Genomic DNA, 13,607 nt, shown 5'->3' with positions numbered 1-13,607 from the left:
GGGGGGAGTCGCCGTGGCTCTGGTGTTTGCCGCGCTCCTCGCGCTCGCGGCCTGCGACACGGGCTTCGAGGGCGACTTCCTCGGCAACCAGCCGCCCGAGACCGAACTCGCCGTCCGCTCCGACGACCTGCGCGGCCCGCTCGCCTTCGAGGAGACGTTCACGGGCACGCCCGGCGACTCCATCTTCATCGGCAGCGACACGCTGATCGTGGGCGGCGACGGCACCGTGCTCTTCCGCGACACGCTGCGGCTCACGAGCACCGTCCCCATCGCCTGGACTGGCACCGACCCCGACGGCTTCGTGGACGGCTACGAGCTGCGCTTCTTCGCGCTCAGCGAGCCCCTCGGTGATGAGGAGGGCTGGCGCTTCACCGAGCGGACCGACTCGCTCGTGCTGCTCCCGATCCCGTTCGGCGAGGCCCAGGCCGACGTCGCGCTGGAGATCCGCGCCATCGACAACGAGGGCGTGCGTGACCCGAGCCCGGCCCGCACCGTCTTCCCGATCCGCAACTCCGACCCGACGCTGCGGCTCAGCACCTCCGACGTGCCGCCCTTCCAAGACGACCCGGACGCGCCCGACACGCTGCGGACATTCCCGCTGTTCTCCTTCGGTTGGACCGCCGGCGACCCAGACGGCGAGAGCAACCTGGCTGCCATCGAGGTGAGCCTCAACGACAGCACGGCGTTCGTACAACTCCCGGCCGACGCGACGTTCATCACGCTCGTGGCGCAGACCAAGACGGAGGGCATGACCGATGCCGAGGTCTACCTCGGGCGCGGCTTCCAGCGTACCGCACTCACGCTGCCAGGCCTCGTCGTCGGCGGCGAGAACGCGTTCTACATCCGCGCCGTGGACGACGCCGGGGCAACCTCGCCGCTGATCCGCTATCCTGCGCCGCTGGACGACGACGACAACGCGGACACGCCGCCACTCCTGCGTGGCTTCGTCGTGCAGCCCGTCACGAGCAGCCTCCTGCTCGTCAACGACTATCGCTCGGCCCGCCTGCCGACGACCAACGACGAGACGGTGATGGACTTCCACCGCGCGGTGCTCCGGGATCGCCTCGGCCTCGCGGGCGACGCCGTCGCGTGGGACGAGTGGGACCTCTCCGAGACGATCCTCCGCTCCGACGCCGCAGACTTCTCCGCGGCGCTGCCTGCGCCCGTCGACCCGACACTGCGGCAGACGCTCGCGCTCTGGGATCGGATCTATTGGGTGACGAACGCGGCGACCAACTCGCCCATTGGCAACAACCTGCCGCCTGCGGCCTCGGTGATGGACCTCTTCTTCACCAACGGCGGCCGCCTCTTCGTGCAGACGCCCGTGACGCAGCCGCTCGCCGCCGACCCGACACTCAACGACGGGAACGCCGCCATCAACGTGCTCCCGCTCGACGCGTTAGTTACGGGCGTGACGCTGCGCGTACGCCGCGATCCCCTGAACGTGCGCGACGCCGTCCCCGGCGTGGGCCGTCCGCTCCCGCCGCTGGAGGTCACGAGCACGCTCACCAACACCGTCCCCTTTGAGGTGGGCGGCAGCGACGTCCCGCTCTACGACGCGCCGTTCTTCGCGCCCGGCGGCGGCAGCTTCGACGGGCCGTTCACGATGGCGGCGATCAGTCAGGACGCCCGCGTGGCGCTCTTCGGGCTGGAGGTCGTGAGTACGACCGGCATCCCCCGCCTCGCGCCGCCCGACGCCGGGCCCGGCGACGACCCGCTGACCTACTGCACCGTCGAGGACTTCACAAGCGCCACCGAGCCAGAAACGCTCTGCGACGCCATGAACCTCATCCTCGACGGCCTCGAATTCCCGCGGTAAGGCGCCATGTCCCGCTCGTCCGCCACCACCAACCCTCGTCGCTCCGTGCGTGCCTTCTCTGCTTCGTGTTGCGTGTCGCGTGCTGCGCGTACGGACGCCAAAACACGCACCACGCAACACGTAACACAGACCTCGATGCTTCGGGTGTTCTCGGCGCTGGCCCTGTTCGGCCTCCTCAGCGTTACCTCCACGGTCTTCGCCCAGGGCCGCATTGCTGGGACGGTCACCGACGCCACCACCAGCGAGACGCTGCCGGGCGTGAACGTGTTCATCCTCGGCACGCAGTTCGGCTCGGCGACCGACTTCGACGGCAACTACGTCATCCCGAGCATTCGTGCGGGCGAGTACACCATCCAGGTTAGCTTCGTCGGCTATGAGACGAAGCAGTTCACCGGCATCCGCGTGAACAACGGCGAGACGACGCGGCTCGACATCGAGATTGGCGAGGCGGTGCTCTCGACGGAGAACGAGGTCGTGATTGTGGGCGACGCGCCCCTCGTGGACGTCGAGGAGTCGTCGAGCACCTTCACGATCTCGCGCGACCAGATGGAGGCGGCACCCGTGCGTGAAGTCACGGAGGTCGTGGCCAGCCAGGCGGGCGTCGTGAGCGACCCGACGGGCCTCTACATCCGCGGCGGACGCGCGGACGAGACCGCGTTCCTCGTGGACGGCGTCTCGGCGAAAGACCCGCTCGCGGGCACCGGCTTCGGGCTCGACCTCGGCACGAACGCCTTCTCCGAAGTCGAGGTCACGACCGGCGGCGTCGGCGCTGACGTGGGCGACGTGACCTCGGGCGTCGTGGCCGTCTCGCTGCAGGAGGGCACCGACGAGTTCCGCGGCACGCTCAGCCACAAGCGCGACAACCTCGGCTTCAACCAGGACTGGGAGAGCACCTTCATGGAGGAGACGTTCGAAGCGTCGCTCTCGGGGCCGATCCTGCCTGGAAAGCTCCGCTTCTTCGTGAGCGCCCAGGCCCAGGTCTCCGACGAGTTCTACCGCTTCACCTCGGACCCCGACCAGGTCCGCAACAGCATCGTCGGGAGCGACTTCTGGATGCCGCGCACGGACAACCGCTGGAACGGCGTCGCGAAGCTGACCTTCCTCCCGCGCCCCGGCATGAAGCTCACCGGCAGCTACTCGCGCTCGCTGACGGTGAACCAGAACGAGAACATGCTGCGCGTCACCGGCAACGACGCCGCCGTGCGCCCCGGCTTCCAGTACGGCTTCGCGCTGCAGCCCGACCTCGCCAACTCGTACGCCCACGACAGCAACCTCTCGACGCTGCGCTGGAGCCACGTGATCGGCTCGCAGGCCTACTACGAACTCCAGGTCTCGCGCCTCTTCACGCGCCTCCGCGCCGACGCCAACGGCCGCGACTGGCGCCCCGAGAACGTCGACTCCGAGCTCGACCCCGAGAGCATCGTCGACTACCCCGGCGACCTCTTTCTCCCCGGCGGCGTCGACCCGGAGAACATTCCGCCTGGCACGCCCATCTTCGTGCTGCCGGGGCCGGGGCTCATCAACAACGGCGGCATCGCCACGCGCTGGCACGACCACTTCGCGGAGGAGGTCACCGTCAAGGGCGCCTTCAGCCGCTTCACCGCCAACCGCGGCTACCAGATTTCGACCGGCTTCGAGGTCAAGCTCAACGACTACCAGTGGATCGACATCGAGCGCCCGTGGATCGGCGCCCCGATCACGCTCGGCGACGGCACGACGACCCAGACGAACCGCCTCGGTGAGTCGAGCGACGTGTGGCGGGTGAAGCCGCGCCAGACCGCGTTCTACGCCGAGAACCAGTTCCGCTACCGCGGCCTCATCGCCAATGTGGGCCTGCGCTGGGAGTTCTGGGCACCGGGCGGCTTCGTGGACGACCTCGTGGACGACGCCGTCGCGTTCTACGACGCCGAGGACGCGGGCGAGGACGTCAGCGACCGGGTCCGCGTACCCATTCTTGAAGAGATCGCGCGGTCCTACGAGAGCGAGACGTTCGGCTTCCTCGGCACGCGTTGGAAGACGCGTCTGCTGCCCAAGGTGCGCGTGAGCTTCCCCGTCCGCGAGAACCAGGTGCTGTTCTTCAACTACGGCCGCTCGACCCGCCTGCCGCACCCGACGTTCCTCTACGCGGGCCTCAACCCCGTCTACCAGGACCGCTCGTTCTTCGCCGACCTCGGCAATCCGAACCTCAACCCTGAGGTGGACATCTCCTACGAACTCGGCGTCCGCAACCAGATCACGTCCAACGACGCGCTTACGCTGACGGCCTTCTGGCGCGACAAGTACGACTTCATCACCGTCCAGGACATCGAGATTCAGGACCAGACGGGCCGCCAGACGACGCGCGCGCTGCGCATCAACGGCGACTTCGCCCGCGTGCGTGGCCTCGAAGCGAGCTACACCAAGCGCATCGGCCGTCGCTTCACCGGCCAGATCAACGCCGCCTACAGCCGCGCCACCGGCCTCTCCTCGACCAACAACGACGCGCTCCAGCAGTTTCTCCAGCAGGGCAACGTCGACAACACCGTCGAGACGCCGCTCGCCTGGGACCGCCCGATCGACCTCAAGGGCAGCGTGACCTACCGCTACGACGAGGCGAACCCGCTCTTCGGCGTGCCGGGCCTCAACCGCTTCCGTGCGTTCCTCTCGGGCACGTTCCGCAGCGGCCAGCGCTACACGCCCGTCGAGTTCGTCGGTTACGAGACCAACCCCTTCACGGGCACCCGCTGCGACGTGGACGACGAGCGGACCGCCGACTGCTGGCGCCCCGTCTACGAGCGCAGCGCGGACCCGGAGGACCGCTTCAGCGAGGTCGGCGCGCCGTGGTGGTGGTTCGACCTCACGCTGGAGCGCCGCATCGCGCTCGTGGGCCAGGACCTACGCATTACGCTGGAGGTGACCAACCTCTTCAACCAGAACAACGGCATCGTGGTGAACCCGGTCACGGGCGAAGCCTACCCGGACATCGACCCGGCCGAGATCGCGGCCAACCCGGAGCGCTTCCGCACCAACACCGACTTCGACGTGACGGGCTCCGTGCGCGACCCGCGCTTCGAAGACCCCCGGTCGAGCGGGCAGCCGCCGTTCAACCCCGCGCGCTACCTCCCGCAGCGCCACATCACCCTCGGCTTCGCCTACCAATTCTGAGTAGCAAGTGCCAAGGCGCAAGTGGGCAAGGATGCTCATTTGCCAGCACATCCTTGCCACTTGCCACCTGCTACTTGCCACCGTCCACGCCATGCGCGCCGCTCTGCTCCTCCTTCTAGTCAGCCTCATAGGGACGGTCCTCTCAAGCGGTCCGGCCTTTGCGCAGAGCCCGCTCCCGAGCTACGGCGAGGACCGGCGCGGCACGTCCGGCTTCCAGTTCCTCAAGGTGGCCGTCGACCCGCGCACGGCGGCGCTCGGCGAGAGCGTTGTCTCGCACGCCGACGACGTGACGGCGCTGCTGCACAACCCGGCGCTCATCGCCCGCGCAGGCGACGTGGAGGGCGCGCTCACGTTCACGAACTACTACGTCGACACGCAGCTCTACTGGGCGGGCGGCCTCTACCGCCTCGGCCCCTACACGCTCGGGCTCTCCATCCAAGCCTTCGACTCCGGCGAACTCGTCGAGCGGACCGAGGTGTCGGGGCCGAATGGCACCGGGCGCACGTTCCGGCTGGTCGACCTCGGCGTGGGGCTTACCGTCTCGCAGGCGCTCACCGACCTCTTCAGCTACGGCGTTACGGTGAAGTACGCCCGCGAGAGCGTCCTCGACGTGGTCACGCAGGCGGCGCTGCTCGACCTCGGCGTGGCCTACTCGGTCGGCGAGACGGGCGTCCGCCTCGGCGTGGCGATCCGCAACTTCGGCCTCGACGGGCGGCCCTCCGGCGAGGTGAGCTACCTCGACCTCCAGAACGGCGAGCCGGTCACGGTCACCGGCGACGAGTTCGCGCGCGTCACGCCCCCGACGACGTTCCTCCTCGGCGTGAGCTACGACCTCCTGCGCGGCCTGAGCGCGCTCGGCCTCACCGGCCCCGCCGGGCCGCAGCACGACTTCCGCGTCTCGGGCCAGCTCACCAACCCCAACGACGACACCGAGCGGTTCAACCTCGGGCTGGAGTACACCTGGAACCGCGTCCTCACGCTGCGCGGGGGCTACCAGCTCGGCATCGAGGAGGCTACGCTGCCCAGCTTCGGCCTTGGCGTGCGCGCGCCCGGCTACGACGGCGTCCGCCTCGACTACGGCTTCAACCGCCTCGACCGCCTCGGCGCCGTCCACCGCGTCGGCTTTCTCGTCAGCTTCGACTGACCTCGATTTCCCCACCTTGTCATGCTGAACTCGATTCAGCATCTCTACGGACTGGCTGAGATCCTGAATCAAGTTCAGGATGACAGAAAAGCAAGTTCTCGCTAACCGTGCTCTTCCTTCCTTTCCGAATTCCTACGAGCGCCCTTCTGGCAGCCCTGCTCCTCCTTTCCGGCTGCGACGCGGTCTTCGGCTCGAAGGACGACCTCATCACCGACGAGATCCTCGAAGAGGGCCAGACCGACCCGACGCTCGTGGACGAGGTCGGCTACGTGCCGCTGACGCCGTTCTTCACCCAGGGCGTCAACGGGCCGTTCGAGAACCCGTCCGACGTCTACGTGGGTTACGACGAGTTCGTCTACGTGGCCGACGACCGCGGCCTGCACGTGCTCGACCTCGCGGGCCGTCCGCAGTTCCTCCTCGACCAGGTCGAGGGCCAGCCGCTGCGCGACATCACCGCCGTCACGCAAGGGCGCGACCTCGATGTATTCATCGCCGCGCGCCGCGACACGACCGTCGCCGGGGCGACCTGCCCGTCCAGCGGGGGCGGCGAGCAGTGCGACCTCGCCGTGGTCTACCGCATCGGCGGCCTCACGACCGGCGCGCCCATCGTCAAGGCCAAGATCTGGCACCCGTTCAGCGACGCCAGCCGCGCGCTCTCCGGCCAGTTCGACGAGCCCGACGTCTACGAGCGCCAGGACGGCGGCACCGTTGTGGGTACGTTCTCCGACGAGGACGCCGTCTTCACGGGCGTCGCCACGCTGGCCGACGGGCGGTTCTACGTCACCCGGCGCGGGCCCGTCAACACGCTCACGCGCAACGGCACCGGCGACGGGCGGCCCAACCTCTCGTTCAGCCCCTTCAACGCGCTCCTGACCTTCAACGCCGAGGGCGACTACGAGCAGTTCATCTTCGCGCTCTCGCCCAGCCAGCCGGGCCTCCTGAGCGCCTACTACCCCTCGGACGTGCTCACCTTCCTCGGCCCGCCACAGGACTTCGACGAGCCGCTCGACCGCAACTTCCTCATCGCACAGTCGCCGGTGGAGGCCCCCGACAGCCCGCAGCAGCCGCTGCGCTACGGCGTCGTGTCGATCCTGGTGGTGGAGACCTCGGACGGCATCGAGTACCGCGTGGACACCGAGCGCTTCGCCGCCGGGGCGGCCCCGGACACGCCCGGCGGGCTCTACGACGACTTCCAGTTCGGCGCGCCGACGAGCCTCGCCTTCGCGGCCGACGCGACGCGCTACCTCTTCGTGGCCGACGCGGTGCAGGACAGCCTGTTCGTCTTCAACGCGACCGGCGTGGAGGGCGTGGCCCCGCCTCCGGGGGAGACCGACCCGACGCCGATCCGCGTCTCGTTCGGCGGCACCGGCGGCGGCGCGCTCCAGTTCCGCAACCCGCAGGGCGTGGCCTACTACGACCGCATCGTCTACGTGGCCGACACCGGCAACGGCCGCATCAGCCGCTACCGCCTGAACACGGACTTCGAGTAGGGCGCCGCGCGGTTGGGGGCGACGACATGGTCCACCGAAGGGAGGGCTCCCAGTAGGTCCCTCGTAATGGACTGTGCGCCAGGTGTGGAGGTCGTGCTCGGCTCGGCTCCCCCCGTCCTGCGTCGGCTCCGCGCAGTGCGCTCCGCTCCTCAAACCGAAGGTTCACGTAGTAAACTGTCCCCCTCACGCATGAGGGGGACAGCTTGTGCGCCGTTGCAGGCGTACAAGCGGGGGGAGCCGAGAGACCGAGCGGCTGATAGACGCCGCTGAGCGTCTGCACGCCTGCTTATCCCCAACTCATCGCATGATCGAGAAGCGCTGCGTCTGCGCGGCGGCGTTGCCCACGGTGGTATGGTACACGACGTGGAAGAGCATAAGGCGGACGCGTCGAATCAACGGAAAGAGACGAGTCCTGCAGAGGACGGCGTGCTGTCAAGTTCCAACCTCCAGGGCGTTTGGTTCGATCTCCAGTGCTCGGCCGCGCGCTGTTGGACGACGGCCAACGCCGATTCACCGGCTGAGCCACCAGAAGCACGCCAGTTGGCCCGTCGTCGCGACGCCCTTGCCCGTGGCGATGCCCCAGATCGCGCCGAGCACGCCGAGCGAGGGGATCAGCGCCCACGCCACCGCAAAGGCCGTCACCATGCTCACAAGGTTGATGTAGAACCCCACGTTGGGCCGCTCGATGGCCCACAGCCCCGCGTCGGCGGGCATGCCGATGGCCTCCACGACCGTCGCCACGGCGTAGACGACGACGGCGGTGTGCTGCCCGCCGAACTCGTCGCCGAAGAAGAGCGCGATCACCCACTCGCTGCCGAACGCGAGGCCGAGCGCCACCGTGCCCGTGGCGAGGCCCATCAGCAGCGCCGTCCGCGCGACCATCCGCCGCACCGCGCCCACGCCGTCCTCGGCATAGGCCGCCGCGATGCTCGGCGTGAGCACGTTCGCGAGCGCCGTGATCATCGGGAAGATCAGCCCGACGACCTTCATCGCCGCGTCCATGAAGCCGACGGCGGCCGTCCCGGCGAACGCCGCGAGCAGCCACGGGATGCCGAACTCGCGCCCGTTGACGGAGATGCGCCCGGCCGCCACCCAGCGCCCGAAGCGCCAGTTCCGGCGAAGGTCGTCGCGGGCCGTAGCCGGTGCCACGCGCCAGCGGAAGCCGCCGTCGCCCCGCTGGAGGGGACGGAACGCGAGCCAGAGTGGGAGCAGGCACGCTGCGCCGTAGAGCGCATAGACGTCCCACACGGTCACGTTGCCCGTCGCCGCGAGCACGCCGAGGCCGCCGAGGAGGACCCCCATCAGCAGCACGTCCATCACGAGCGCCGTGTGGACGCGGTGGTGCGCGAAGGCGACGCGCCGCCCGAGGTCCATCACCAGCCGCAGCGGCAGCATCCCCGCCAGCGCGAAGAGCACGCCGCCCAGCCCAGCCTCGCCGAAGCCCATCCACGCCACGGCTCCGCCGACCGCTACGAGGACCGCCATCCCAAGGCCGAGGCCGCCCGCTTGCACGAGCGCGCTCCCGAGGTACGACCGCCGCGCCTTCGCACCGAGCCGTTGGCTGTAGACCGTGTAGGGCAGCGCCACGAGCGTCTCCGCGAGCGCCTCGGCGAGCAGCAGGATCGTGAACGCGAGCGCGTAGAGCCCGAGTGCATCGGCCCCCGCCGCCCGCGCCACGACGATGCTCACGAGCAGCCGCCCCGCGCTCACGAGCGCCTGGTCCGCCATCGACACGCCGCTCTTGCCGAGCGGCCCCGCGAGGAACCGCCACATCCGCCAGCGAAGCTGCTGCTGCCACGACAGCGAGGGAGCCTCGTCGTCGGGCGTGTCGGGAGTCTGGGCGGACGTGAAGAGCACCGAGGCGCAGGAGAATGCGAGGGTGGAGAACGGGGGCGTGGAGGGCAAAGATCAGGCCGCAGCGTCTCAGCGCAACCGCGCAGTCACAACCTCACGTCAAAACCACCTCACTGCAACACCGCGACACCGCCGCGCTCATCCCATCACGCGCTCCATCAGCCTGGGCGCCCAGCCGTACCACCCGGCGAGCTTCGCGTCGAGCGTGGCGGGCGTGTCCCAGGTGTAGGCGTTGAAGCGGCCCCAGGCGTAGGGGTCGCTGTCAGTCGTGACGAGCGTGCAGTCGGTCGTGAGCGCGCAGGCCACGCCGAGCGTCCGCGCCCGCTCGGTGAGCGCGCCGCCCGCGAAGCCGAACGCGGTCCGTCCGTAGGGGAACGCGAACGGGGGCGCGGCGATGCCGAGGCGGGCGTCGAGCCAGCGCAGGTTCTCGGCGAGGTCAGCCTCGAAGGCGTCGGGGCGGTCGATGAACACGGCGTGGGTGTGCGTGTGCGCGCCGACCTCGAAGAGGGGATCGGCGACGAGCGCGTCCAGCCCAGCGCGGGTGACGGGGCGGTAGGCGCTTGCGGGCAGCCTTGCGCGGTGATCGTGGGCCCACGCATCGAACGGAAACGGCTCCGTGCTGTCCACGAACGCTGTGCTCACGAACATCGTCGCCGGGATACCGAGGCGGCGCAGGATCGGCACGGCAGCGTCGACTACGTTCTGGTAGATGTCGTCGAACGTGACCACGACAGCCCGGTCCGTGATGGCGCGGTCCGGGACCTCGCCGCTCGCATGCGCCGCGAGAAGATCGCGCAGGGCGAGGAAGCGGTAGCCACGCGTGCGCAGCCCGACGAGGTGCTGCTCGAACGCAGCGGGCGGCACGTTGAGCGTGCGATCATCCGGGACACCGAACACGTTCTCGGCGACGCGGTGGTAGATCAGGAGCCCAGCGCCTCGCGTGCGGCGTCCCAGCGCGCCGCGCAAGCCCGTGGCGATGAGCCCCGCAGTTTGCTTGACAGCGTCCTTCAGCATAGGCGTCCCAAGCGGTTAGCGACCGACGCTCGTCCGAAGCGCATCGGGGAGCACCCGCCGGAACGTGCCCTGCTTGCCGGTCAACTCGGTATAGATCTCGTTCACGATCTCGCCGTTGCGTGTCCAGGCGTAGTCCTTCGCGCGTTCGATGGCTCCGGCGCTGAGGCGGTCGTAGCGCTCGGCCGTGGCGGTGATGCTGCGGACGGCTTCCGCGATGCCGCGGGCGGTCTGCCCAGGCCACGACACCGGCACCTTCGCACCGCAGTCGGCCGTGACCATGTCGCGAGCGCCCTGGTGGTCGAGCGCCACGACGGGCAGGCCGTTGGCGAACGCTTCGAGGACGACGTTGCCCGACGTGTCACGCAGGCTGGAGAAGACGAAGAGGTCCGCGTCGGCGTAGGATTCGAGGGCCTCGGCATAGGGCAGGAAGCCCTTCACGTCGCAGTGGGGGAGGCCGTCGAAGCTGTCCGCGTCGGGGCCGTGGCCGATGACGGTGAGCTCGTAGGCGCCGGGGCCGTCGAGGAGGTGCTCGAAGGCGCGGCGCATGAGGGTGGTGCCCTTGCGCCGGACGCAAAGGCCCACCCACAGGACGCGGACGGGTCCAGGCCGGCGGTCGGCCCAGCGCTTCGGGGTGCCTACGGCCCGGACGCCGGTCTCCAGCAGCAGTTGCGGCGTCGTGCGGGTCAGCTGGGCGAGGTGCCGCTGGTTGGTCGAGTTGGCCGCCAGGACCACGTCGGCGCGGTTCGCGGCCTTGCGGACGCGTGGGCTGAGCCAGAGCTGGAGCCGGTTGGCTACGTTGCGTACCATCTCTGCGGCGGCAGCGCGCGGCGTGATGGTGTGCAGAAACCGCCAGGGGAAGTTCTGCGTCCCGCCGATAGGGCCCCAGACGAAGGGCACGTCGTCGAACTCCCAGCCATAGCCTGGCTCGCGGAAGCCGACCATGTTGACGTGGTGGACGAGGTCGAAGCCGACCTCGGCGTGCAGCGCGCGGGCCTTGTCGGCCGCGCGGCGGTTCCATGCCCGGAAGGCGCCGCTGTTGATGAACGGCCGCGTCTTGTTGGCCCACTCGCGGTCGGTGAGCGGCTCAAAGTGCCAGTGGACGCCCGGCAGCGGGCCGTGCTCAGCTTCGAAGCGACGGATGTCGTCCTCGAACTCGCGCTGCTCGGTGATGACCCACACGTCACAGTAGTGCGCGGCCTCGACGGTGCGGTTCCAGCCGACCTTCGGCTCCGAGCCGTGGTAGGGGCTGCAGGCGTAGGCGAGCAGCAGCACGCGCGGCCGTGGCGGCACGCCCGGGCCTGGGCCAGAGGGGGCGTCCGAGAGCGTGCCCGAGCGAGGGGTGGGCAGGGCGGAGGGCGCGTTCACGAGCGAGGAAGGAGGCACGGCGGGAGCGCGAAAACAAACAGGAAGAAGGTCGTGCGGACTGGCTACCTAAACAAGGTTTATGCCGTTCTACACAGAATGCGCGCCCACGGCCGCACGCGGGGCCACGCCGGCTACGAGCGGCACACCGCGCAGAATTTCGCGAAACGATCAGGTGGGGCGGCGGCTTGGAGACCCGGCTTGACCAGGCGGGACGCGCTCCTATTCGGTTGTTTCTCTCCGCATGCCGCGCGCCGTCATGCTCGACCTCGTGATCGAGCAACAATGGCGACCTCCACATCGGCCTACGCCTCACGCTCGTATTCATCGCCACGAAGAGTGACAGCGCTAGCACGGATGATGCTGGGGTTGGTGGACCTTTTCGGAAGGGCTTCCGGTTTAGTCAGGCCTCCATCTGTTCGTCCATTTCATTCGACTCTACGGCTCATGAGAACAGTCCTTTCCGCCGAACAGCGCGATGTGTTCATCCAGGAACTCCACGAGCGGACCACGTCGCCCGGCTTCCATTTCCTCTCCGCCGAGCACCTCCAAGAACTCAACGGCCTCGTCTCGGACGGCGCGCCTGTCCTGAGCCTCTACATGACGCTCGACCCGGAGGCCCGCTCCGGCGACGCCTGGCGCATCACGTTCAAGGACCTCAGCCGCCAGGCCCTTGCCCTCGCCGACGAGCAGGACGCAGACCGCGCGGCCGTGCAGGCCGAACTCAACCGCATCGAGGCGGCGCTCGAAAAGAGGCTGCCCCGGACCGGGCGTGGGCTCGCGTTCTTCGCCTGCGAGGGCATTGGCCTCTTCCGCCAGGTTGGCACGGCGCTCGACCTGCCCACGGCCGTGCACCTCAACAACCGGCCCTACGTGCGCCCGCTCGCCCGCCTGCGCGACGAGCACGACCGCTTTGCCATCGTGCTTGTGTCGTTTGCGAAGACGCGGTACTTCTTCGCGCAGATCGGCCTTGTCGAGGAGGTGCTCACGCTCGACGGCAAGGAAGTAGAGACGTGGGACCATGCCTCGAAAGACCAACGCCAGGACCAGCGCGAGGCGCGCAAGCGGGACCACGCCAAGCGCTCGGCGCACGCGCTGGAGCTGATGGTGAAAGAACTAGGCGTCCGGCATACGATCTACAGCGTGCCCACCGACATGGAGGCGCCGTTCCTCGACGCGCTCGACCAGGCCACGCGCCAGACCATCGCAGCGTCGTTCGCGTGCGACACGAACGCTACGGCCGTGGAGGTGGCGGAGCGGGCGGCCCCCGTGCAGCGAGCCGTGGAAGCCGAAGAGGAAACCGCAACCATCGCGCACATTCGTGAGCAGCTCACCAACCGCGCCGTCACGGGCCTCGACGAGACGCTGCAGATGCTCAACCAGCAGCGCGTGATGACGCTCGTCGTGGACGACGCCTTCCGGCAGCCTGGTGGGCGCGGCGTTGAGACGGGTATGCTCACGACGCTCACCGAGGGCGACCATCCGATGACGGGCGAGGGCATCGAGCCGGAGTCGGACCTCGTGGAGGTGATGCTCGAACGCGCTCTCGAACAGGGAGCCTCGCTCGAACTCGTCCGCTCCGACGACGCGCGCACGGCGCTGGAGCCGCACGGCCCCGTCGCGGCGCTGCTACGGTTCTAGCTGACGGGGTGAGACAACCAACGGGGTCGGTAGACGATGCTACCGACCCCGTTTCACGTTTCATACCATCTCCGGCTAATGAGTTGCGATGTGGTCAGCGCCGCCCGGCCACCAGTGGTACAGCGTCAGCGAACGCACC

General features: G+C 69.0%; 8 protein-coding genes. 5 read left to right on the top strand and 3 right to left on the bottom strand.

The annotated features are described in order from the left end of the window. Positions 1 to 13: 13 nt before the first annotated feature. The 4 genes from AAFU51_07655 (at position 14) to AAFU51_07640 (ending at position 7,597) form a co-directional block, all read left to right on the top strand. Complete coding sequence (locus AAFU51_07655; GenBank protein ID MEO1571130.1) at positions 14 to 1,819, top strand: hypothetical protein; 1,806 nt, start codon at positions 14 to 16, stop codon at positions 1,817 to 1,819. Positions 1,820 to 1,954: 135 nt separating this feature from the next. After that, a complete protein-coding gene (locus AAFU51_07650; GenBank protein ID MEO1571129.1) occupies positions 1,955 to 4,963 on the top strand; it encodes a TonB-dependent receptor in 3,009 nt (1,002 codons plus the stop codon). A 91-nt stretch (positions 4,964 to 5,054) separates the two neighbouring features. After that, complete coding sequence (locus AAFU51_07645; protein ID MEO1571128.1) at positions 5,055 to 6,107, top strand: PorV/PorQ family protein; 1,053 nt, start codon at positions 5,055 to 5,057, stop codon at positions 6,105 to 6,107. Between the two features lie 107 nt (positions 6,108 to 6,214). Then, positions 6,215 to 7,597 (top strand): hypothetical protein, encoded by a 1,383-nt coding sequence (locus AAFU51_07640; GenBank protein MEO1571127.1) that lies wholly within the window; start codon positions 6,215 to 6,217, stop codon positions 7,595 to 7,597. Between the two features lie 510 nt (positions 7,598 to 8,107). On the opposite strand, the gene AAFU51_07635 is transcribed toward AAFU51_07640, so the two are convergent. The 3 genes from AAFU51_07635 to AAFU51_07625 form a co-directional block, all read right to left on the bottom strand. Continuing rightward, on the bottom strand, positions 8,108 to 9,502 hold the full coding sequence (locus AAFU51_07635; GenBank protein ID MEO1571126.1) for a lipopolysaccharide biosynthesis protein: 1,395 nt from the start codon (positions 9,500 to 9,502) through the stop codon (positions 8,108 to 8,110). An 87-nt stretch (positions 9,503 to 9,589) separates the two neighbouring features. Next, complete coding sequence (locus AAFU51_07630) at positions 9,590 to 10,465, bottom strand: polysaccharide deacetylase family protein (protein MEO1571125.1); 876 nt, start codon at positions 10,463 to 10,465, stop codon at positions 9,590 to 9,592. Between the two features lie 15 nt (positions 10,466 to 10,480). Continuing rightward, entirely contained in the window at positions 10,481 to 11,848 is a 1,368-nt protein-coding gene (locus AAFU51_07625) for a glycosyltransferase family 4 protein (GenBank protein MEO1571124.1), read from the bottom strand. 426 nt (positions 11,849 to 12,274) lie between these two features. Here AAFU51_07625 and AAFU51_07620 point away from each other — a divergent pair, with 426 nt between their 5' ends. Continuing rightward, a complete protein-coding gene (locus AAFU51_07620; protein MEO1571123.1) occupies positions 12,275 to 13,468 on the top strand; it encodes a peptide chain release factor 1 in 1,194 nt (397 codons plus the stop codon). Positions 13,469 to 13,607 lie beyond the last annotated feature (139 nt).

The sequence above is a fragment of the Bacteroidota bacterium genome (genome assembly GCA_039821555.1).
Classification (GTDB): Bacteria; Bacteroidota; Rhodothermia; order Rhodothermales; family Rubricoccaceae; genus JBCBEX01.
This window is presented reverse-complemented; position numbering and strand designations above follow the sequence as displayed.

Excerpts from the sequence above, each read along its gene's own strand:
- AAFU51_07645 (MEO1571128.1), top strand. The coding sequence starts at position 5,055 with ATGCGCGCCGCTCTGCTCCTCCTTCTAGTCAGCCTCATAGGGACGGTC.
- AAFU51_07650 (MEO1571129.1), top strand. The coding sequence starts at position 1,955 with ATGCTTCGGGTGTTCTCGGCGCTGGCCCTGTTCGGCCTCCTCAGCGTT.
- AAFU51_07620 (MEO1571123.1), top strand. The coding sequence starts at position 12,275 with ATGAGAACAGTCCTTTCCGCCGAACAGCGCGATGTGTTCATCCAGGAA.
- AAFU51_07630 (MEO1571125.1), bottom strand. The coding sequence starts at position 10,465 with ATGCTGAAGGACGCTGTCAAGCAAACTGCGGGGCTCATCGCCACGGGC.